Origin of the sequence: Saccharothrix sp. AJ9571 (assembly GCF_021725495.1) — a bacterium.
Taxonomy (GTDB): Bacteria; Actinomycetota; Actinomycetes; order Mycobacteriales; family Pseudonocardiaceae; genus Amycolatopsis; species Amycolatopsis magusensis.
In genome coordinates this window covers 2,536,305-2,557,938 of record NZ_CP091382.1, presented here as the reverse complement: position 1 = coordinate 2,557,938, position 21,634 = coordinate 2,536,305, and the positions used below count along the sequence as shown (strand labels likewise).

The window sequence follows — 21,634 nt, the reverse complement described above, 5'->3', positions numbered from 1 at the left end:
CCAGAACTCAGGCGGGCGGGGTGAAGCGGCCGTCGACGGCGGTCCAGCCGCCGTCCACCGCGAGCACCGAGCCGGTGACGAAGGTCGACGCGTCGGAAGCCAGGTAGACCACGGCGCCGGCGAGTTCCTCCGGTTTCGCCCACCGGCCGAGCGCGCCCTTCTCGGCGTACGCCCGGTACCAGTCCGCGTCGGCCTTGATCTGCGCGGTCAGCGGGGTTTCCACCACGCCCGGCGCGATCGCGTTCACGCGCACCCCGGCGGGCCCGAACTCGGCGGCGGCGGTGCGGAAGAACTGCACCAGCCCGGCCTTGGTGGCCGCGTAGACACCCTGTCCCGGTTCGACCGTGGTGCCGCGGATCGACGAGAAGCCGATGATGCTGCCACGCTCGCGCTCGACCATGCCCGCGCCGAACGCCCGCACCACCTCGAAGGTGGCGCCGAGGTTCAGCCCGACCACGCGGTCGAACTCCTCGCGCGTGTAGTCGAGGATCCGTTTGCGCACGTTCATCGCGGCGGTGAGCACGAGGATGTCGATGTCACCGAGGTCGGCGGCGGCCCGCTGCACGGCACCGGCGTCGAGCAGGTCGATCTCGTAGGACTCGCCGCCGATCATCTCGGCGGTGGCGATCGCGGTCCCGGCGTCGCGGTCGGCGCAGACCACCGAAGCCCCCTGTGCGGCCAGCGCCCGTGCCGCCTCTCGGCCGATGCCGCTGCCCGCGCCGAGCACCACCGCGTGCCGTCCGTCCAGCCGGAACAGTTTCTCGTAATCCCAAGCCGGGGGGCGACCCACGGACCCCCGAGAAAAGCTCGAAGTCACGGCCGGATCACCGCCATCCGCGTCACGGTCAGTTCCTCGACGGCGAACCGCGGCCCTTCCCGCCCGATCCCGGAGTCCTTGACCCCGCCGTACGGCATCGTGTCCGACCGGAACCCCGGCACCTCGTTGACCACCACACCACCCACTTCCAGCCGGTCCAGCGCGCGGAACGCGGTGTTCAGCGAACGGCTGAACACACTGGCGTGCAGCCCGTACCGCGACGCGTTGACCAGTTCGAATGCTTCGTCCACATCGGACACCCGGCGCAGGCAGACCACCGGCCCGAAGATCTCCTCCGCCCAGCAGTCGGCGTCCTCGGGCACGTCCGCGAGCACGGTCGGCCGCACGATCCCGCCCTCGGCCCCGCCACCACCGAGCACCTTCGCGCCCGCGCCGACCGCCTGTTCCACCCAATCCAGCACGCGCCGGGTCGACCGCTCGTCGATCAGCGCGGACACCCGCGTGGTCTCCTTGCGTGGATCGCCGATGACCACCTCACCGAGCCGCGCGAGCAGCTTCTCGGTGAACTCATCAGCCACCGAATCGACCACCAGCAGCCGCTGCACCGAAATGCACGCCTGGCCGGAGGCGTAGAAACCACCGCGCAGCACGGCATCCGCGGCCGCGTCCAGATCGGCGTCCTCGGCGACCACCAGCGCGGCGTTCGAACCCAGCTCCAGCAACGTCTTGCGCGGAGCCGCGTCCCGCGCGATCCGGTGCCCGACCGCGGCCGAGCCGGTGAACGACACCGCGCCCACGCGCGGATCGGTGACCAGTGCCGAGCCGACCTCCACGTCCCCGGTGACCAGCTGGACCATCGACACCGGCGCGCCCGCTTCCGCCGCCGCCTCGCGCACCAGGTGGACCAGCCACAACGTGGCCAGCGGAGTCGCGGGCGCCGGCTTGGCCACCACCGGGCAGCCCGCCGCGATCGACGGCGCGATCTTGTGCGAGGCCAGCAGCAGCGGGTAGTTGAACCCGGCGATGCCGACCACCACGCCGATCGGCTTGCGCGTCCAGAAGCCGACCAGCCCGTCGCCGGAGGGCAGCAGGTCCAGCGGCACGGTTTCCCCGTGCAGGCGCGCGACTTCTTCGGCCGCGGCCTCCCAGGTGACCAGCGTCCGCGCCACCTCGACGCGGCAGTCCACCAGCGGTTTCCCGGTTTCGGCGACCAGCAGCTCGACCAGTTCGTCCTGCCGTTCGGCGAGCCGGTCGCGCACCCCGCTCAACACCGCGCGCCGGGTGCGCGAGGGCAGCGCCGCCACCTCGGGCGCGATCGCCACCGCCTCGTCCAGCGCCCGGCGGGCCAGCTCGGCCGTGCCCACCGGAGCTTGTGCGACCACACTGCCGTCGAACGGAAACCGCACCGGCTCGGTGTCCGAAGTGGACACCCAGCCGGTACCGATCGGCAGGCCGTCCGGATACCGCATCAGTTCTCCCCGATTTCGCTCAATACCTTCCGCAGCGTCGGTGCGGCCGCGACCAGTTCGCGGGTGTACTCGTGCTCCGGCGTGTCGTAGACCCGGTCGACCGGGCCCAGCTCGACGATCTCGCCCGCGCGCATCACCGCCACGGTGTCGCAGAGGTGGCGCACCACGGACAGGTCGTGCGAGACGAAGACCAGCGTCAGCGAGAAGCGGTCCGCGAGATCGGCGAGCAGGTCGAGGATCTGGCCGCGCACGGACACGTCCAGCGCGCTGACTGCCTCGTCGGCCAGCAGCACCGCGGGCCGGGGCGCGAGCGCGCGGGCGATGGAGATCCGCTGGCGCTGTCCGCCGGAGAACTGGTGCGGGTAGCGCTGCCCGGCGTCGGCGGGCAGGCCGACGGCGTCGAGCAGTTCGGCGACCCGCTCTGCCCGGTCCGCGGCACGGCCCAGCGGTTCGGCGATGATGTCCCGCACGCGCATCCGCGGATCCAGCGAGCCCATCGGGTCCTGGAAGACGATCTGCAGCGACGACCGCAGGAAGCGCAGCCGCCGCTCGGGCACCCCGTCGACCCGCTGCCCCTGGAAGCGGATCTCCCCGGAGGTCGGCTGGTCCAGCGCGGCCAGCAGCCTGACCAAAGTGGACTTCCCGGAACCCGACTCACCGACGATGCCGAACCGCTGCCCGGCCTCCACGGTGAACGACACCCCGCGCAGCGCCTCGGTCCGCTGGTAGACCCGCCACACGTCACGGACTTCGATCATCGCCGCGCCTCCAGGTCCGACGCCGCCAGCAGCTTCTTCGTGTACTCGTGCCGCGGCGTCAGGAAAACGTCGCGCACCGGGCCTTCCTCGACGATCCGGCCGTCCAGCATGACCAGCACGCGCTGGCAGACCTGGGCGACCACGGCCAGGTCGTGGGTGATGAACAGCAGCGCCTTGCCGTCCACCCCGGCCCGGATCAGGTCAAGGATCTGCGCCTGCACGGTGACGTCCAGCGCGGTGGTCGGCTCGTCGCAGATGAGCAGCCCGGGGTTGTTCGCCAGCGCGATCGCGAGCACCACGCGCTGGCGCTGGCCGCCGGAGAGCTGGTGCGGGTAGGCGCGGGCGATCCGCTCCGGATCGGGTAGGCGCACCTGGTCGAGCAGGTCGAGCGCGGCGCGTTTCGCCGACCGCCGATCCGGCCGCGTGCGGTGCACCCGCATCACCTCGGCGACCTGGTTGCCGATCCGCATCGACGGGTTCAGCGCGGTCATCGGCTCCTGGAACACCATGGCCACCTCGCGCCCGCGCAGCCCGCTCAGCTCCCGCTCGGAGGCGCCGAGCAGGTCACGGCCGTCGAGTTCGACGGTGCCGGTGGCGGTCACGCCGTACGGCAGCAGGCCGAGCACCGCGGACGCGGTCAGCGACTTGCCGGAGCCCGATTCCCCGATCAGCCCGACCCGCTCACCACCGTCCACAGTGAACGAAACGTCGTGCACCAGGCCGTACCCGCCGGTCTCGATGCTCAAGTTCTCAACTCGCAACACGGCGGACCTCCAGCTTCGGGTCGAACCGGTCGCGCAGCCCGTCCCCGAGCAGGTTGAACCCGAGCACCGCGATCGCGATGGCGATGCCGGGCACCAGCGCCAGCCGCGGCTGCACGGCGAGCAGTTCCTGCGATTCCTGGAGCATCCGCCCCCACGACGGCGTCGGCGGCCGCGTGCCGAACCCGAGGAACGACAGCGCCGCCTCGGCGAGCACCGCGATCGCGAACGACACCGAGGACTGCACGATCAGCAGGCCCGAGATGTTCGGGAACACGTGCCGGACCGCGATGTGCCACCGCGAGCGACCGGCCGCGCGGGCGGCGAGCACGTACTCCGTGTTCATCACACGCAGGGTGCCGGACCGGGCGATGCGCGCGAACGACGGCACGGTGGCGATGCCGATCGCGATCATCGCGGTGAACGTGTCGGCGCCGAACACCGCGCCGAACAGGATCGCCAGCAGCAACGCGGGGAACGCGAGCACGAGATCGTTGACCCGCATGATGAACTCGCCGAGCCAGCGGCGGGACATCCCGGCCAGGATGCCCAGCGGCGTGCCGATCACCGCGGCCACCCCGACCGCGACCACGCCGACGTACAACGTGGTGCGCGCGCCGACCATGATCTGGCTGGCCACGTCCCGGCCGAACTTGTCCGTGCCGAACACGTGGTCGCCGGTCGGCCCGAGCAGCCGTTCCCCCGCGCTGACCACCGTCGGGTCGTACGGCGTCCAGAGGAACGAGAGCAACGCGGCCAGCACCACCAGCCCGACGAGAACACCGCCGATCTTCACCGTGCACCTCGCAGCTTCGGGTCGAGCGCGGTGTAGAGCAGGTCGACCAGGAAGTTCACCAGCAGCGCGCCGGCCACCAGCACCAGCACGATGCCCTGCACGGTCAGCAGGTCACGGGCGGCGACCGCGTCGAGCAGCATGCTGCCGAGTCCTGGCAGCACGAACACCCGTTCCACCACCACGGCGCCGACCAGCAACGTGGTCAGCTGCAGGCCCAGCACGGTGACCACCGGGATCGCCGCGTTGCGCAGCCCGTGCCGGATCAGCGCCCGCCCCGGCATCAGCCCCTTGGACCGCGCGGTCCGCAGGTAGTCCTCGCCGAGCACGTCGAGCACGGACGACCGGACGTACCGGGTCAGCACCGCGCCCTGCACCACGCCGAGCGACAGCGCGGGCAGTATCAGCCCGCGCAGGAACTCGCCGGGGTCCTGGATCGGCGGGGTCCAGCCGCCGGCGGGCAGCCACTGCAACTGCACCGCGAACACCTGCACCAGCAGGATTCCCGCGAGGAACGCGGGCACCGCGATACCGAGCTGGGAGACCGTCGAAATGGCCGTGCCGCTGGCCCGGCGGTGGCGGACCGCGGCGAGCGTGCCGAGCGGGACCGCGATCAGCAGCGCCACCAGCATGCCCGCGCCGACCAGCCACAACGTCACGCCGAGCCGGTCGGCGAGCTGCGGCCCGATGGCGTCGCGCGTGACGTAGGACTTGCCGAAGTCACCGCTGAGCACGCCGCCCATCCAGTCGAAGTACTGGGCGGGCAGCGGCCGGTCGATGCCGAACTCCTGGCGCGTCTGCGCGAGCAGTTCGGGCGTGGCGTTCACGCCGAGCGCGACCTGGGCCGGGTCACCGGGCAGCACCGCGGTGAACACGAAGACCACGATCGAGGCGGCGAGCAGGCTCACCAGGAAGATCGCCGTGCGGCGCAGGATCCGGGCGGTCACTCCGACCTCCCCAGCGTGGTCAGGTCGAACGACTCGCTGACCTGGTTGCGCACGATCCCGGTCACCTTCTTCTTGGCGGCGACCACGTTCGGGAACAGGAACAGCCAGTCCGCGGCGGCGTCGTCGCTGAGCGTCCGCGCCACCTCGCGCATCGCGCTGACCTGCTCCTCCGGGGTACCCGCGTCGGCTTTCGCCAGCAGGTCCCGGGTTTTCTGGCTGTCGTAACCCCAGTAGAACGACGGCCTGCCGAACGTGGTGATGTCGCGGGCTTCCACGTGCTGGATGATCGACAGGTCGTAGTCGTGGTCGGTGAAGACCTGCTTGAGCCACACCGCCGGGAAGTCCAGCGGCTCGATGGTCACCGTCACGCCGACCTCGGCCAGTTGCGACGCGACCACCTGCGCGCTGGAGACCGCGTACGGCAGGTTCGGGATGCGCAACCGCAGGTTCAGCGCGGGCTTGCCCGCCTCGGCGAGCAGCGCGCGAGCCTGTGCCGGGTCGTGCGGGTAGGCGGCGGAAAGGTCCTCGTACCAAGGATCGGTGGGCGGGACCATGCTGCCGATCAGCGTGCCGCGGTTGGCCCACGCGGTGGCGAGCAGCGCCTCGCGGTCGATCGCCAGCGTCAGCGCGCGCCGCACGCGCACGTCGTTCAGCGGCTCCTTGGCGTTGTTGAACGCCAGCACCACTTCGCTGTTCGTGGTGCCCTGGATGACGTTGAACCGGCTGTCCGCCTCGAACTGCGGGATGGAGTCGGGCGCGGTGATCGTGCCGATCACGTCGATCCCGTTGCTCAGCAGGGCGTTGTTCAACGCGGTCGGGTCCTTGTAGTACTTCAGGTAGACCGTGCGGTAGGCCGGTTCCGGACCGCGGAAACGCTGGTTCGCCTGGAGCAGGATCGAATCACCACGCCGCCGGGAGGCCACTTCGTAGGGCCCGGTACCGACCGGCTTGTTCGCCAGGTCCGCGATGCCGGTCGGGGTGAACATCGCGCCAACGCGGCTGGCCATGTCGAACAGCCACGCGTTGCTCGGCTTGGTCAGCACCACCCTGGCGCGCAACGGATCGAGGACCTCCACCCGGTCCACGACGTCCATTTTGGACTTGATGGAGATGGTCCAGTCGGTCTTGACCCGGTTGATCGAGAACTTCACGTCCTCGGCGGTGAACTCGGCGCCGTTGCTGAAGGTGACGCCCGGTTTGAGCGCGAAGTCGTACACCAGCCGGTCCTGGCTGACCGTCCACGAGTCGGCCAGCAGCGGCACCACCCGGCCCTGGTCGTCGAGCTTCACCAGGCCCTCGTAGACGTTGTACAGCAGCGCCTGCGGGATGGCGGCACCATCGGTGCGGGTGAAGTCGAAGTTCTGCGGCTCGGCGGCGAAGCCGACGGCCAGCGTGGACCCGTCGTCCGGCACGAAGGCCGACGAGCCCGCGGAGCAGCCCGAGGCCACCAGCAGCAGCGCGAGGGCGGCGGCGACAAGTCGGGCTTTCATCACTCCTCCAACCCAGTAGACTGGTCGGACCAGTAGCTGCAAGCAGGGAAGCACCGCACCCACCCCGAGGTCAAGAGGTGCCCAGGATGGAGTTCGAGCCGGTCGCTCCGGTCCGCGCCTACGAGCGGGTCGTCGAGCAGGTGGAACAGGCCGTGTTCAGCGGCCGCCTGAAAGCCGGGGAACGGCTGCCCAGCGAACGCGAGCTGATGATGCAGTTCGGCGTGAGCCGGTCGACCGTCCGCGAGGCGCTGCGGGTGCTCCAGGCGGGCGGCATGATCCGGTCGAAGCCGGGCGATCCACGCGGGCCGGAGATCCTGCCGGCGTCCCCGGCGAACCTGCACAAGTCCATGCACCGGCTGGCACGCGCGGAAACCATGAGCCTGACCGAACTGCTGCAGTTCCGGATGCTGCTGGAGGGTTCGGCGTACCTGCTGGCCGCGCGGTTGCGCACGGACGAGCAACTGGCCGAACTGGAGACGGCGATGGCGGCGATGACCGTCGCCGCCGAAGCCGGGTACGAGGAGTTCAGCCGCGCCGACATCGCCTTCCACGAGATCATCGCGCGGGCCACGCAGAACACGCTGATCGTGGTGTGCGGTGAAGTCGTGCGCGGCATCGTGCTCGACCTGATCGAGGACAAGCTTTCACACGCGGACGACCGCCGCGCGCTGATGTCGGCCTGGCTGGCGCACCACCGCGAGGTGTTCGATGCGGTGCGCGTCCGGGATGGTGAGCGGGCGCAACGACTGGCGCGGCGCGCGATCTACGACCATTACTCCGATTACGTTCCAGTGCGGGACCGGCCCCTGTTGTTCCCCTTGCTGGGCACGGCAGAATGACCCGGTGAGCACTGAGAGCGTCGGACTTTGCCTGTCCGGCGGCGGATATCGCGCGATGCTCTTCCACACCGGCGCGCTGTGGCGGCTGAACGAACTCGGGGTGCTGTCCCGGCTCGACGTGATCTCCAGTGTGTCCGGCGGTTCGATCACCGCGGGCGCGCTCGCGAAGGCGTGGCCGGAACTGGAGTTCTCCGACGGGGTGGCGACGAATTTCGTGCCGGCCGTGGTGGAGCCGTTGCGGCGGCTGGCGAACCGGAACATCGACGTCCGCGTCATCCTGCGCGGGCTGCTGCTGCCGGGCCGGTCGATCGGCGACGAGGTGGTCGCCGTGTTGCGCAAGCACCTGTTCGGCGATCGGCGGATGAGCGAACTGCCGGAGTCACCGCAGTTCGTCTTCAACGCGACGAATCTGCAGAACGGCGAACTCTGGTGGTTCTACCGCGACAAGGAGCCGCCAACCGCGACGGGCGAGCCGATCCTGCTGGCCACCGCTGTCGCCGCGTCCTCGGCCTTCCCGCCGTTCCTGTCGCCGGTGAAGGTGCCGACCAGCGCGAGTGAACGCGAAAGCGGGCTGCCGGAAGAGGCCGTGCTCAGCGACGCCGGGGTGTTCGACAACCTCGGCCTCGACCCGGTGGTGCCGCGCTGCGACACGGTGCTGGTCAGCGACGCCGGGCAGAAGTTCGACTTCCAGCCACGGGTCAAGCGGAACTGGGCGCTGCACCTGCTGCGGGTGCTCGACGTGATCGACAACCAGGTGCGCTCGCTGCGCAAGCGCGGCCTCATCGAGTGCTACGTCGAAGGCGAGGCGGCCGGTGCCTACTGGGCCGCCCACAGCGACATCGACGACTTCGAGATGCCGGACACCCTGCCCGCCCCGAAGGCGAAGTCGGACCAGCTGGCCGCCGTCCCCACCCGCCTGCACCGGCTCGACGCCGACCTGCAGCGCGGCCTGATCAATTGGGGCTACGCCGTCACCGACGCCGCCCTGCGCAAACACGTGGTGACGAACGCCGAACCCCCGACCGGCTACCCCTATCCGGAATCCCCGCTGGGTTGACCTCTGGAACGCGAGCGCGATCTGCACTCGCACACCGTTTAACCGAGAGCGCGTTGCAGGTCTCGCCAGAGGTCCTCGGGATCTTCGAGGCCGACCGAGAACCGGACCAGGCCCGGCGGCACGTGGGCGTCGCCGGCCAGCCAGGCGCGGCGTTCCACACAGCTCTCGACACCGCCGAGGCTGGTGGCGTGCCGGATGAGGCGCAGGCCCGCGCACACGGCGTCGGCTGCCTCGGCGCCGTCGAGTTCGAAGGCGATCATCTGCCCGGAGCCCGGGTAGCGGACGCGCGTGACGTTCGGGTGCTGACCGAGGCGTTCCGCGAGGAACTCCGCGCTGCGTGAGGCTTCCGTCAGGCGCACCGGCAGTGTGCGCAGCCCGCGCAGCGCGAGGTACGCCTCGAGCGCGCCGGGCGTCGCGCCGTTGCGGGTACGCGCGTCACGCAGTGCCTTCGCCAGCTCCTCGTCCTTCGTGACGGTCAGGCCGAGCAGCAGATCGCTGTGGCCGCCGATCAGTTTGGTCGCGCTGTGCACCACGATGTCGGCGCCGAGCGCAAGCGGCTGCTGGCCGAGCGGGGTGGCGAAGGTGTTGTCCACCACCACCTTCGCCAGGTGCCCCGCGGCCGCGTCGGCCACCGCCTTGATGTCGATCACGTCGAGCGTGGGGTTCGTCGGCGACTCCAGCCAGACCAGGTCGGCCCACTCGGCGGCGGCCGTCCACGCGGCCAGGTCCGACGGCTCCAGCTCGACCGCCCGCAGGCGCCCGTTCTTCGCCGCGTGCCCGAGCAGGCCGCGGGTGCCTGCGTAGCTGAACCGCGGCACGGCCACCTCGGCCCCGACCGGCAGCAGGTCGATCACCGCCGCCGTGGTCGCGATGCCCGAGGCGAAGGCGGTCGCGTGCCCGCCCTCGAGCAGGCCGATCGCCTCCTCCAGCGAGGCCCAGCTCGGGGTGCCGTCCTCACGCGAGTACGCCCGCGCCCCACCGGCGTGGAAGGTGCTCACCGGCACGATCGGGGTGTTCAGCGGCTCACCGGGCTCCTGCGGCCGTCCCGCCGCCACCGCCCGGGTACGGGGTGACCAGTCTTCGAAGTCCACCCGGCCAACCTAACCGCAGGTCAGCGGGCGTGCATGGGGAGGGCCGCCCTAACGGCCGTAATCCCACCCGCGAGCCCACCACCGCTCTCAACGGAGGTGGCGCGCACCCAGGCTTTCCACCGTTTTGCGATCCGCGACCGGACCGTCGTACGCCGGAGTCTTCAGCTTCGCCGGGGTTTTGCCGGTGAGGGCGGCCTGGACCTGGGTGGCCACGCCGATCATCCCCGACCGCCGCGGGTGGTAGTTCAGCGCGGCGAGCAGGTTGATGTCCTTGCCCTGGATCCACGCGGCGCCGCCGGGCGCGCAGGCGTCGTGCCCGAGCGAGGCGGGGTACATGTCGACGAAGGTGGTGTCGCCGTCCTCGGCCGCGGCCTTGGCGAGTGCCCCGTTCAGTTCCTGCTCCACGCTGTCCAGCCAGCGCAGGTCACCGTCGGCGAAGGGCAGGATGTTCGGGCAGGTCCCGGTCGGCGGGCCGATCCGCGGATAACCGACCAGCACCACCTTCGCGTCCGGGGAGCGCTCGTGCACGCCGTCGAGCACGGCGGTCACCCGCGTGCCGGTCTGCTCGATGCGCTGCTTGATGGTGTCCACGCCGTCGACGGTGAACTTGTCCCGGCACGGCGAACCGGTCGGGTCCTGCTCGCGCAGCGGCGGGCAGTCGCCGATCAGGGTGCCGAACACGCCGTAGTCGTTGCCGCCGATCCCGATGGTCACCAGGTCGGTGTCCGCCTCGAGTGCGTTGAACTGCGGCGGGTTCGAGCCGAGCGGCACCGACTGCGCGGCGGTCATGTTCGTGGTGTCCGCGCCACCGCAGCTGACGTCGGTGAACGAGCCCACGTCCAGGTTGCGCGCCAGGAACGACGGGTAGTTGTTCGTCGAGCGCGCGCAGCCCAGCGGATCGAGCCGCATGAACGGGATGAGCGGACCCGAGGTGTAGGAGTCCCCCAGCGCGACGTAGTGCTCGTAGGCGGGTGCCGCCGAGGCGACCCCCGTACCCGCGGTGATCCCGGTCAGCAGCGCAGCGGCGACCAACGCGCCTTTTCGAATGGACACGCCCCAACTCCCTCGTTGGCCCTCAGTAAGCGAGTGACTTCATATCGTACATGGAGTATGCGGAGTTCGAGTCCCGCCGGACACCCGCCATCAGGCTGGTTGCCTGCGGGCGGCGAACTCCACCACCTGCTGGTAGGTCGGGCGGTTCTGGGTGCTGATCTTGTCGTGCGTGATGCCGCCGAGCGGTCGGTGGATCAGCGAGTCGGCGCACCACTGGTCCCCGGCCGAGCAGTCGCCGTCGCCCGGGTAGACCTCGGTGATCGGCTGCGCGGCGGCCTGCTTCACGGTGGTCAGCAGCAGCGTCCGGCACTGGGCCAGATCCCCGCCACCGCAGTACTCGGCGCCGAGCGGGCCGGCCACCTGGTCACCGAGGACCGACCGGAGGTCCTTGTGCACGTAACCCCACCAGCCCGCCTGGTACGCCGAACCCTGGTGCCCCTGGCCGACGTGCTTGCCCGGCACCTCGTTCTGCCAGCCCGACGGCGATTCGTTGATCTTCAGCACGCCGGTCATCGCGGTGAAGGCGGGCGTGCCGAGCCCCGGCTCGAACTGGGCGCGGACCAGCAGCGGCCACCAGGCGTCCATGATCTTGATGGCCTCGGCGTCGGCGTAGGCCTTGCTGCCCGGGCTGGTCTCCGCCCGCAGCGCGCCCCGGCTCTGCCAGTCCTTCAGCTTGGTGAGCGCGGCCGCGGCGGCCGGATCGGTGACGGCCGCGCTTTCGATCACCCGCAACAGCTGCGGCAGGACCTTCTCCGCACGCAGGTCCGCCAGTCCCGCCGCGGCCATCGCCTGGGTCAGGTTCACCCTGGTCACCTTGGTGCCGCTGTCGATCAGCGCCCGGACCCGGCGGTCGAGCAGATCCCCGCGGTGCACGGCGGACTTCTCGTACCCGCTGGCCGCGTAGTCCTTGGCCTGCGCGTTGTTCCAGCTGATGTAGTAGTCCTGGTTGATCGAATTCGGGTGCTGCTCGAACGGGGTGTAGTCGGCACGGTTGGTCGCCGGGTTCCAGTTCTGCCACTCCAGTCCCGCGCCCGCCTTGATCGGCATGCTCGGGTCGGCGTTCGGGTGCCGCACCGGGTTCGCGCCGGAGTTGTAGTAGGCGGTGTCCTGCGCGTCGGCGTAGAACCAGTTGAACGTGTAGTTGATGTGCGAAGCCGCGCGCTGGAAGTCGGCGGCGGACTTCACCGCGCCGGGGTCGTTGAACTCCTGGAACCCGAGCAGCGCGTCGACCTCGTGGAAGTAACTGCTGCGCAGGGCCGCGTAGGCGACCGGCTTGCCCTCGACGATCGCGCGGTGCGTCACCGGCCCGTACTTGGTGCGGAAGGCCCGCAGCGTGTACGACCCGGCCGGGGTGCCGTCGGCGAGCGTCGGCTTCCACGAGTTCTTGCGCTCGATGATCTCCATCGGCGTGCACTGGCCGTTGAACAGGTAGGCGTTCGACTCCTTGGTCGCCGGGGCGCCCGAGGGATCGCACAGTTCCAGCGCGTAGGTGTCGATGATGTCCTGGTTCGCGCTGGTCGCGCTCCACGCGTAGTCCTGGCCGCGCCCGAGCAGCACGTAGAGACTGACGCCGGCGAACGAAGCACCGCGCGCGCTGATGCCGGGGCCCTGGAGTTCCTGGAGCATCAGCAGTTGCGGCGCGAAGTAGCTGGTCTGCGGGCCGAACACGGAGACCGGGTGCCCGCTGGCGGTGTGCTGCCCGGAGACCACCAGCGCGTTGGACATGCCGTGCTTCTCGCTCAGCAGATCCGCCGGGAGCACGCCGTCGGCGAACATGTCGCGGGCCGGTTCCTGCGCCGCGGGTGCGGCGGGCTTCACCGAAGCGCCCTGGCCGCCGACCTCGTCGAAGACCGTCTGTTGTGGACTGACCGAGCCCGGCTCCGGCATGGCCGCGCCCTGCGGGTTCACCGGCGTCTTGCCGTACGGGAAGCTCTGACCCTCGTGCAGCGTGTACACCGTCTCGGGGTCGTTCTCCGACCGCAGGCTGCGCCAGACCTCCTCGCCCTGCTCGACGCCGTAGCGCTCCTGGATCGCCAGCTTCGCGATCGCGGCCTGCACCTCGCCGCCGCCACCGCCACCGAACTGCGCGCCGACCACCGCGGACAGCACCACCATGTCGGTCAGCTTGAACGGCTCGATCTTGCCCGCGTTGGTGATCGCGTCGATGTGCCCGGTCAGCACGTACTCGCCGGGGAAGTACCGGCCGGAGTGCGATTCGCTGATGTACTTGTTGATGCCTTCGACGTAGGCGGCCGCGTCGGCGTACCCCTGCGCGCCACGCGGGCCGGAGTTCTTCACCTCGTCGATCTGGCGTTGCAGTTCTTCCTCGGTGTAGGGCGCGCTGGCGAAGAACTGGCGCTCGAGTTCGCGGTTGCCCTCGGCTCCACCGGCGAACGAGGACAGCTGGCCCCGGCCGACGCGGCGCATCACGTCCATCAGCCACAGCCGGTCCTGCGCGGCGGCGTACCCGGCGCCGAACTCGGTGCCGGACCGCGTGGTGCCGGTGATGTGCGGGACGCCGGTCGCCTTGTCCCGCACGATGGTCACGTCGGACCGCGGCTTGATGGTGCTCTCCACCTGGCCCGCGGGCACGCCGAAGGAGGCGTCGTTGAAGAACTTGCCGATGGTCTCGGTGGTCAGGCCGCGGTAGTTCGCGCCGAGGTCGGCGTACTTGCCGAGTTGGTCGGCCGAATGCGCGGGCCGGGTGCCGAGCACCCGGTGCGCCAGGATGCCGGCGAGCGTGGCGTTGCCGTTCTGGCCGGGCGGCAGGATGTCGCCGCACTGGCCATGGCAGTAGTCGATCGGCGGTGGCGCCTGGCCCACCGCCTGCGGTGGCACGACCACCAGGGTCGCCGCGAGCGCCCCCAGCCCGATGAACGTCCCGATGCGTCGGCGCATGCCACCGGCTCCCTTCGACGGTGTGACGTGCAGCACGGTACGCAGGCGGAGGCGGGTTTGTGAATACCTCTCACATTGTGTCGTCCCGACGGAGTATCGCCACCTCCGGCGCGGCCCGCGGCCATCGCCTACGGTGGGTCCTCTTCGAACGAACAGGGAGGAACGCGGTATGGCACTGGAGAAGCCCGAGGTCGACGCTCCGGAAGGGGCCCCGCCCGCCGAGCTGACGGTGGTCGACCTCACCGAGGGCGACGGTCCCCAGGCGCAGGCCGGGAGCACGGTCTCCGTGCACTACGTGGGAGTCGCGTACTCCACCGGGGAGGAGTTCGACGCCTCGTGGAACCGCGGGCAGACGCTCGACTTCCCGCTCGGCGCCGGCTACGTCATCCCCGGCTGGGACCAGGGCGTGGCCGGGATGAAGGTGGGCGGGCGACGCCGCCTGACCATCCCGCCGCACCTGGGCTACGGCGACCGCGGGGCCGGCGACAAGATCAAGCCGGGCGAGACCCTCATCTTCGTGGTGGACCTCGTCGGCGTGCGCTGAGCTTTCCGCTTCGGCGGCGGTCAGCGGCGCGGTAGGCTTTCCGACCGTGCTGCTGACCGAGTTCTGCACCCGGTTGCCCGAACTGCGCCGACGGCTCAAGGACGGCGATCGGGTTCTGGTCGAGCAGGCGGTGCTCGCCGCGCGCGACGGGAAACCGGTCGACGCGAAGGTTTCCCAGCTACTCGGCCCCGGCGTCCAGATGACCGAGGTGTACGGCCCGTCCACCGGCGTCAGCGGCGCTTTCCTTTGTCCCACCGGCAAATGCGGCCGGGTCGTCTACCGCCGCGCTGGAGACGAGCTGCCGGTCTGCCCGCTGTTCGAGCGGGATCTGCGCTTCGTGGCCGACGGATGATCGTCACCACGCTGGTCACCGAATTCGGCAAGAAGGCCGCCGAGCGCTGGCTGGCCCTGCTCGCCGTGCCGGGACTGGTGTTCACCGGCTTCGCCGTGGTCGCCGCGCTGCTGGGGCACGCGCGGTGGGCCGAGTTCGGCACGATCGGCGCCCGGCTGTCGGGGTGGTCCGACGGCACCACGCGAACGTTGCTGGTGGCGATCCTCGTGGTGGCCGCCGCCGCGGCGGCCGGTTATCTCGCACAGGCGCTCGGCGGCGGCGTGGAAAACCTGCTCACCGGGCAGTGGTCCCGGCTGGGCCGCTCGCTCGCCACTTCGCTGACCGCCCGCCGCCGTAAGCGGTGGGACGCGCTGAACGACGGCGAACACAACGAAGAACGCAACCGCCTCGCGCTGAGCCCGCCGATCTGCCCGACCTGGATCGGCGACCGGCTGTGCGCGCCCGCGGTCCGCGTCCGGCAGGACTACGGGCTCGATCTGGCCGGCACCTGGCCGCGGCTCTGGCTCCTGCTGCCGGATTCCATGCGCGAGCCGCTGTCCGCCGCGCGCGCCCGGCTCGACGCCGCCTGCGCGCTGGGCGGCTGGTCGCTGCTCTACCTGGCGCTCGGGGCGTGGTGGTGGCCGTCGGCGGTGGTCGGCGTCGCGTTGGCCCTGACCAGCCGGCGCCGCGCCCGATCCGCCGCGGCCGGGTACGCCGACCTGGTCGAATCCACCGTCGACGTGCGCCGCGACGAGCTGATCCGCCACTTCGCCCGCGACCCGGAGATCGGCCGCGTGCAGGGCCTCGAACTGACCGAACGGTTCCGCAAGGGCACCTGACGTGTGAAGAACCTTGTTCCGCGAGGGATCCGGCAGTACCTTCGGTGCGTCACATGTGACAAGGGGCTGAGCACTGTCACACGTGCCTGATCGAGGGGGCTTTACATGACATCACCGGACTGGATGCTGCCGGGATTCACCGAACTGGCGCGGCTGGGCGAAGGGTCGTTCGGGCGCGTGGTGCTGGCGCGGCACGACCAGTCCGGCACCGAAGTGGCGATCAAGTACCTGTTCGCCCGGCACCTGGGGGATCCCGAGCACGTGGCCCGCTTCCGCGAGGAGGCCCGGCAGGCCGCGCGGGTGATCAGCCCGCACGTCGCGCGGCTGCACGAATTCGTCGAACGGCCCGAGGGCGCGGCGATCGTGATGGAGGCCGTGCCGGGGGTGTCGCTGAAGGCGGTGCTGGCCGAAGGGCCGCTCGAACCGGAAGCCGCGCTCGCCGTGCTGAAGGGCTCGCTGCTCGGGCTCGCCGCCGCGCACGCGGTCGGCACCGTGCACCGCGACTACAAACCGGACAACGTGCTCGTCGGCGCCGACCGGCAGAGCAAGCTGGTCGACTTCGGCCTGGCCGTGCTGGCCGGGTCCACCGGCGTCCCGGCGGGCACGCCCGCGTACATGGCGCCCGAGCAGTGGTCCTACTCCGTCGCCACGCCATCGACCGACGTCTACGCGGCCACCTGCGTGTTCTTCCAGTCCGTCACCGGGGAACGGCCGTACGCCGCCGACGATTCGACCGTGCTGCGGGATCTGCACGAGTACGCGCCGATCCCGTTCGGCCAGGCGCCGGAACCGATCCGCGAGCTGATCCGCCGTGGCATGGCGAAGAAACCGGAGCAGCGGCCGGGCAACGCCGCCGAGTTCGTGTCCGAAGTGGAGCGTGCGGCCCGCGCGGGTTACGGCGACGACTGGGAAAACCGCGGCCTGGCGCGGCTGGCCGGTCGAGCCGCCGCGGTGATGGCGCTTTCGCCGGTGGCTCTGCTGGCGGCCGCCGCGCACCTCGCGCCGGCCACCGGTGCGATGGCGGGCAGCGGAACCGCGGCCACCGTCGGGGCGGGCGCCGGCAAGGCGGTTCTCGGTACCACCACGGCGAAAGTGGTCGCCGGGTTGGCCACGCTGGCAGTGCTCGCCGGGGCCGGCGCCGCGGTGGTCATCGCCAACCAGGGCGACGCGCCACCGCCGCCGGAACCCACGCCGATCGCCGCGCCCGCGCAACCCGGCCCCGATTTCGCCATCCGCACCACCACCAGGGACGTGGAAGGCACGCCGATCTCGGTGGAGGTCCAGCACGGCCAGGTGACCGGGCTGCCGAACGCGGACGTGGAGCGCAAGGTCAACGAAGCACTGCGGAACCCGGACGAACGGTTCGGCGGCTACCTGCTCACCTCCTACGGCCCGAACTCCTCCCCGAATTCGAAGGGCACCGCCGAATTCCGGCTGCGGGGACCGCGGCTGGTTTCGCTCAGGCACGACTTCAGCACGCCCGGCTCGGACGCGAGTGTGGCGCCGATGTCGGTGACCGTCGACCTGGAAACCGGCGAAATCGTGGAGATCACGGACTTCTTCGCCGACGTCACCGATTCCGGCGCACAACGACTGCAGGAGCGGATCGCCGGACGGATCGCCGACTGCCCCGGCGTGGAACCGTTCTCCGCCGACAGCTTCCGGGCGGTCCGCAGCGCGCCACCGGTCGTGCAGCCGATCGCCGCCGCCGACGGCCTCGACCTGATGGTGAACCTCGGGCGGACCTGCGGGGTCCGCGAAGTGACCGTGCCCTACGCCGAACTCGCCGACCTGCTCGGCCCGGCGTTCGCCGCGAAACTGCCGCCGGGCACCGTGCCCGCCACGCAGGCGCCGCCGAAGAGCTCCTCGAAACCGGCGGCGGGTGGCGAATCGGTGCCGCAGACGCCCGAGGGCGCGGCGATCGTGCTCGAGCGGTACTTCCACGCCACGGCAGCGAAGGACCTGGAAGTGGTGTGCGAAATCAGCAAGCCCGCGTGGGAATCGGAAGGCGACCTCGCCAGTTGCGTCGAGGCGTTCACCGCGCTTTTCGACTACCTCACACCGCAGGAAATCACCGAGGCGAGGAACGCGAAGGTCGATCCGGCCAAGCTCCGGCAGGACGGCCCGACCCGGATCCACGCGCCGCAGGCCGCGCTGGCGAACATCACCGGCGTCGACCCGAAGGGCTTCACCCTGGAGTGGCGCGGCAATTCGTGGTTCATCACCGGCTGACACCGCCTGAACCGACTGAAAAGAGGGGGAAGTTGCCATGAGGGACGAAGAAGAGGGCTGGAGCCTCACGGATGCGTGGGACTACGGCGACGAACCCGCAGCCGTGCCGGAGCCGGTGCGCCAGGAGGCGCTCGTCACGGTCACCGGCGACCGGGTGCGGCTGGCCGCGGACTGGCGGGAGCGGATCGACCCGCGCTCGCTGCACACCGAAGTGCTCACCGCGGTGCAGACGGCGGCGATCACCGTGACCGCACCCGCACGCGAACCGGTGCACCCGGATCCGGACCAGAGCCCGATCACCCCGGCCGACGCGCTGCGCCTGCTCGACGCCGTGCAGGCCGATCTCGACGCGTTCGCCCGTCAGATCGCGGCCTTCGACGACCGGCCGGAGTGGGTGGACAGCCGGGGCGGGCACGCCGCCGGATCCAGCGTCCACGGTCAGGTCCGCGAATTCGAAATCGACGCGAAGTGGGCACGCAGTGCGCCGAACGCCGAGATCGAAGAGGAACTGAGCGACGTGCTGACCCAGTTGCGCCGCAAGGACGACGGCAGCGAACTGATCCACGGTCCGCGGACCTCCGCCGTCGCCGAACTGCGTGCCCTCACCGCCGATCCGCAGGCGCTGCTGCGCCGGGTCGGCCTCCTGCCAGCGAAGGGACCGTCGGCGTGACCGCGGAGAAGTTCGACCCGAACAAGCCGAGCGCGCGCGACATCCAGGTGGCGCTCGGCGACCTCCGGCACGACGCCGGCGTCTGGGACCACGCGGCGAAACTGCTCGCCACCCCGCGTCAGTCCGCGCAGGGCCTGGCGCTGAAGGAAGGCGCGCTCGGCTACGTCGGCGCGCCCACCGGCCTCGACGAAGACTTGGAAGCCGCCAGGAAGCAGCTCGCCGGGATGCTCACCCAGGCCGAGGTCTACTTCGGCACGATCGCCGCCAACCTGCGCAAGGCGGCGAACGCCTACGAGGCGGACGAACGCGACCACCTGCACGAACTCCACAAGTACTACTGAGGGGCCTTCCGATGGACATGCTGGTGACGCCGAATGTGGATCGCGTGCTGCGGGAGGCCTGTGCCTACCGCGAGAAGCTGGAGAAGGAGCTCGACGCTTTCGTCCGGGAGGTGCGCAAGCAGATCGGGCAGTTCCCCGACCTGCTGGAGAAGCTGCTCCAGCCCGCCAAGAACCAGCTGGTCGCGCTGGAGAAGGTGATCAAACAGCTGAAGGACCAGGCCGCACCGTGGTTCACGAACATGGGCTCGCCGTCGACCCTGCGCGAAGCCGCTGATGGCTGGAGCGAGCTGGTCAACACCAAGGTCTCCGCCATCTCCGACGACGAACTGGGCAAGCTGACCGCCGCGCACCGGTGGCACAGCGACGGCGCCACGGCGTACCGGCAGCTGATCCCGGTGCAGCAGAAGAAGCTGGACGAGGTCGCGGATCTGGCCGCCGGACTGCGGGAAAACCTGCGCGGCATGGCGAACGCCGTCGAAAGCTTCTGGACCGCGGTGGGCCTCGGTTACGCCAGTTGCGTCACCGCTGTGCTCGGCATCGTCGGCGCCGCCGCCGTCGGCGGCCCCCTCGGCGGCGCACTGGGGGTCATCGCCCTGGTGTCGGCGGTGCTCAGCGAGCTGCTGGACCTGCTCACCGCCGCCGTCGACGGCCTGCTCACCCAGTTCCAGACCGCCAAGGACGCCCAGGCCGCCCTCACCGAAAGCCTCGCCAACCTGGGCACCACCTGGCCCAAAACCACCACCGACCTGGGCGACGGCTCCATCTCCGACCACGACCGCTCCCACTGGCGCCTGAACCTCTGACCCACACCTATGACTCACCCCACACCCGCCCGCAAACCCACGCCCCCAAACACCGATCAACCCCCGACCAGCCACAACCCGACCAGCGCCCACCGGCAGAGCCACAACCCGACCAGCGCCCACTAGACAGAGCCACCCCCCGAACAACGCCCACCAGGCAGAGCCACCACCCGAACAACCACACAACGCAACCCACCACACACCGGCCGTCATACAAGACAGCCCGCCCACAACGTCGCTGGTGATCACGCAAAGAACCACGCTGGGTCAGCAGAAGCTCGCACCGCAGGGGGTTTGGGGGGCTCGGCCCCCCAACAAAGGAAGGACAACGGGAAAGGCCCCCGCGGCGAAGCTCGCGGGGGCCTTGAACAGAGTGGGCGAGGAGGGAGTTGAACCCTCACGTCCTTTCGGACACACGGACCTGAACCGTGCGCGTCTGCCATTCCGCCACTCGCCCGAGTGGTTCACTGCGACAGCGAGAGCAGCCTATCAGGCCGTCTGCGGCGGTTTCACCGGGGGCCGTGTAGAACAGCCCGCACCCGGATAGGATCGGTGCGGAAGCACAGACGCGTGAGGGGAGGGTTTGCCCGGTGGGCCGCGCTAAGCGTTTTGATCGGCGCCTGGAGGGCCTGGTTGGCAACACCTTCGCGCGCATGTTCGGTGGCAATGTCGTCACTCAGGAAGTGGCGCAGGCACTGGAGCGTGAGAGTGAGGACAACGTTCGTGAGCTGGCCGGAGGCCGTGAGCTCGCGCCCAACCACTACATCGTGTCGCTGGGCCCGACCGACCACGACCGCATGGCCGGTGACGAACAGCGCGTCACCCGTGTGCTCGCCGAAGCGGTGGCGGAGCATCTCGCCGAGCAGGGGTGGGACACCTATGGTGACGTCGTAGTTTCGCTCGAGCGCACCGAGGCGCTGCATACTGGACAGTTCAAGACACGCTCGTCCGTCGATCCCGATGTCAAGGCCAGCGAGATCACGGCCCCCGGCAACGGAAGTCCTGGACGGTCAGCACGACCCAGCAACGCAGGAGACCCAGCAATGAGCCAGCCTCCCGGCTACGGCCAATACGACCAGGGTGACCCGTACGGCCAGCAGGGCCAGTACGGCTACGGACAGCAGGGCCAGCCCGGTTACGACCAGGCCGGCTACGGCGGCCAGCAGCAGGGCGGCTACGACCAAGGTGGCTACGGCGGCGGTCAGCCCGGCTATGACCAGGCCGGCTACGCCGGTGGCCAGCCGCAGCCTGGCTACGAGCAGGGCGGTTACGGCGGCCAGCAGCAGCCCGGCTATGACCAGGGCGGCTACGGCGGTGGCCAGCCCGGATACGACCAAGGCGGGTACGCCGGACAGCAGCAGCCCGGCTATGACCAGGGCGGCTACGGCGGTGGCCAGCCTGGCTACGACCAGGGCGGTTACGCCGGTCAGCAACCCGGTTACGACCAGGGCGGGTACGCCGGACAGCAGCAGCCGGGGTACGACCAGTACGGCGGCCAGCAGCAGGCCTACGGCCAGCCCGCCGCGCCGGACCCGTACGCGCAGGCCGGCTACCAGCCGCCTGCCACGCAGAGCCCGAACCGCCAGCTCGCCGCGAGCCTGCAGCTCGACGACGGGTCCAACCGCACCTACTCGCTCAAGCAGGGCGGTAACGTGGTCGGCCGCGGGCAGGACGCCGACTTCCGGCTGCCGGACACCGGGGTCTCCCGGCGCCACCTGGAGATCACCTGGGACGGGCAGAGCGCCACGCTGGCCGACATCGGGTCCACCAACGGGACCACGGTGAACGGCACCCCGGTGCAGACCTGGCAGCTGGCCGACGGCGACGTGATCAGGGTCGGTCACTCGTCTCTGGTGTTCCGCACCCAGGGCTGACGTAGGCCCCGTCCGAGCGCTCCCGCAGAATGAGAGTCCGCGGGAGCGTTGCGACGTACCGTCGTC

The 21,634-nt window shown here is 70.4% G+C and carries 20 protein-coding genes and 1 tRNA gene; 10 read left to right on the top strand and 11 right to left on the bottom strand.

Translation table 11 applies throughout. The features are described from left to right. Positions 1–7 precede the first annotated feature (7 nt). The 7 genes from L3Q67_RS11240 to L3Q67_RS11210 are packed head-to-tail and all read right to left on the bottom strand — an operon-like array spanning position 8 to position 6,996. Positions 8–790 carry an SDR family NAD(P)-dependent oxidoreductase gene (locus tag L3Q67_RS11240; protein ID WP_499189451.1) on the bottom strand — a complete coding sequence of 261 codons (783 nt, stop codon included), beginning with the start codon at positions 788–790 and terminating at the stop codon, positions 8–10. A 23-nt stretch (positions 791–813) separates the two neighbouring features. Further along, positions 814–2,250 carry an aldehyde dehydrogenase family protein gene (locus tag L3Q67_RS11235; RefSeq protein ID WP_499191500.1) on the bottom strand — a complete coding sequence of 479 codons (1,437 nt, stop codon included), beginning with the start codon at positions 2,248–2,250 and terminating at the stop codon, positions 814–816. After that, positions 2,247–3,005 (bottom strand): ABC transporter ATP-binding protein, encoded by a 759-nt coding sequence (locus L3Q67_RS11230; RefSeq protein WP_499189450.1) that lies wholly within the window; start codon positions 3,003–3,005, stop codon positions 2,247–2,249. The genes L3Q67_RS11235 and L3Q67_RS11230 overlap by 4 nt, the downstream gene beginning before the upstream one ends. Further along, a complete protein-coding gene (locus L3Q67_RS11225; protein WP_499189449.1) occupies positions 3,002–3,751 on the bottom strand; it encodes an ABC transporter ATP-binding protein in 750 nt (249 codons plus the stop codon). Before L3Q67_RS11225 ends, L3Q67_RS11230 begins: the two co-directional genes overlap by 4 nt. A 4-nt stretch (positions 3,752–3,755) precedes the next feature. Further along, positions 3,756–4,562 carry an ABC transporter permease gene (locus tag L3Q67_RS11220; protein ID WP_499189448.1) on the bottom strand — a complete coding sequence of 269 codons (807 nt, stop codon included), beginning with the start codon at positions 4,560–4,562 and terminating at the stop codon, positions 3,756–3,758. Next, the gene (locus L3Q67_RS11215) at positions 4,559–5,506 is read right to left on the bottom strand and encodes an ABC transporter permease (protein ID WP_499189447.1); all 948 of its coding nucleotides are present in this window, start codon (positions 5,504–5,506) and stop codon (positions 4,559–4,561) included. The genes L3Q67_RS11220 and L3Q67_RS11215 overlap by 4 nt, the downstream gene beginning before the upstream one ends. Beyond that, a complete protein-coding gene (locus L3Q67_RS11210) occupies positions 5,503–6,996 on the bottom strand; it encodes an ABC transporter substrate-binding protein (RefSeq protein ID WP_499189446.1) in 1,494 nt (497 codons plus the stop codon). Before L3Q67_RS11210 ends, L3Q67_RS11215 begins: the two co-directional genes overlap by 4 nt. Positions 6,997–7,082: 86 nt before the next feature. On the opposite strand from L3Q67_RS11210, the gene L3Q67_RS11205 reads away from it, so the two are divergent. Then, the gene (locus tag L3Q67_RS11205; protein ID WP_499189445.1) at positions 7,083–7,835 is read left to right on the top strand and encodes a FadR/GntR family transcriptional regulator; all 753 of its coding nucleotides are present in this window, start codon (positions 7,083–7,085) and stop codon (positions 7,833–7,835) included. 4 nt (positions 7,836–7,839) lie between these two features. After that, a complete protein-coding gene (locus L3Q67_RS11200; protein ID WP_499189444.1) occupies positions 7,840–8,892 on the top strand; it encodes a patatin-like phospholipase family protein in 1,053 nt (350 codons plus the stop codon). Between the two features lie 38 nt (positions 8,893–8,930). Here the strand turns inward: L3Q67_RS11200 and L3Q67_RS11195 are convergent, their stop codons facing one another. The 3 genes from L3Q67_RS11195 to L3Q67_RS11185 all read right to left on the bottom strand — a co-directional run bounded on the left by L3Q67_RS11195 (position 8,931) and on the right by L3Q67_RS11185 (position 13,934). Continuing rightward, positions 8,931–9,983, bottom strand: a complete 1,053-nt coding sequence (locus L3Q67_RS11195; protein ID WP_499189443.1) for a trans-sulfuration enzyme family protein — start codon at positions 9,981–9,983, stop codon at positions 8,931–8,933. Positions 9,984–10,070: 87 nt separating this feature from the next. Beyond that, positions 10,071–11,036: an SGNH/GDSL hydrolase family protein gene (locus L3Q67_RS11190; RefSeq protein WP_499189442.1), complete on the bottom strand. Its 966-nt coding sequence runs from the start codon at positions 11,034–11,036 to the stop codon at positions 10,071–10,073. A gap of 90 nt (positions 11,037–11,126) precedes the next feature. Next, a complete protein-coding gene (locus tag L3Q67_RS11185) occupies positions 11,127–13,934 on the bottom strand; it encodes a penicillin acylase family protein (RefSeq protein ID WP_499189441.1) in 2,808 nt (935 codons plus the stop codon). 169 nt (positions 13,935–14,103) lie between these two features. Here L3Q67_RS11185 and L3Q67_RS11180 point away from each other — a divergent pair, with 169 nt between their 5' ends. From L3Q67_RS11180 to L3Q67_RS11150, 7 genes are all read left to right on the top strand, one after another. Further along, positions 14,104–14,478, top strand: coding sequence for an FKBP-type peptidyl-prolyl cis-trans isomerase (locus L3Q67_RS11180; RefSeq protein WP_209663373.1), 375 nt, complete (start codon positions 14,104–14,106; stop codon positions 14,476–14,478). Positions 14,479–14,524: 46 nt separating this feature from the next. After that, on the top strand, positions 14,525–14,830 hold the full coding sequence (locus tag L3Q67_RS11175; RefSeq protein ID WP_395906024.1) for a hypothetical protein: 306 nt from the start codon (positions 14,525–14,527) through the stop codon (positions 14,828–14,830). Next, complete coding sequence (locus L3Q67_RS11170; RefSeq protein ID WP_499189440.1) at positions 14,827–15,648, top strand: hypothetical protein; 822 nt, start codon at positions 14,827–14,829, stop codon at positions 15,646–15,648. The genes L3Q67_RS11175 and L3Q67_RS11170 overlap by 4 nt, the downstream gene beginning before the upstream one ends. A gap of 105 nt (positions 15,649–15,753) precedes the next feature. Continuing rightward, positions 15,754–17,880 (top strand): serine/threonine-protein kinase, encoded by a 2,127-nt coding sequence (locus L3Q67_RS11165; RefSeq protein WP_499189439.1) that lies wholly within the window; start codon positions 15,754–15,756, stop codon positions 17,878–17,880. Between the two features lie 37 nt (positions 17,881–17,917). Then, positions 17,918–18,550, top strand: coding sequence for a hypothetical protein (locus L3Q67_RS11160; RefSeq protein ID WP_499189438.1), 633 nt, complete (start codon positions 17,918–17,920; stop codon positions 18,548–18,550). Then, positions 18,547–18,891 (top strand): hypothetical protein, encoded by a 345-nt coding sequence (locus L3Q67_RS11155; RefSeq protein WP_499189437.1) that lies wholly within the window; start codon positions 18,547–18,549, stop codon positions 18,889–18,891. The genes L3Q67_RS11160 and L3Q67_RS11155 overlap by 4 nt, the downstream gene beginning before the upstream one ends. Before the next feature lie 11 nt (positions 18,892–18,902). Beyond that, entirely contained in the window at positions 18,903–19,694 is a 792-nt protein-coding gene (locus L3Q67_RS11150; protein ID WP_499189436.1) for a hypothetical protein, read from the top strand. Positions 19,695–20,068: 374 nt separating this feature from the next. On the opposite strand, the gene L3Q67_RS11145 is transcribed toward L3Q67_RS11150, so the two are convergent. Beyond that, positions 20,069–20,151: transfer RNA gene (locus L3Q67_RS11145), tRNA-Leu, on the bottom strand. 133 nt (positions 20,152–20,284) lie between these two features. On the opposite strand from L3Q67_RS11145, the gene L3Q67_RS11140 reads away from it, so the two are divergent. Then, positions 20,285–21,568 (top strand): FHA domain-containing protein, encoded by a 1,284-nt coding sequence (locus tag L3Q67_RS11140; RefSeq protein ID WP_499189435.1) that lies wholly within the window; start codon positions 20,285–20,287, stop codon positions 21,566–21,568. Positions 21,569–21,634: the final 66 nt, after the last annotated feature.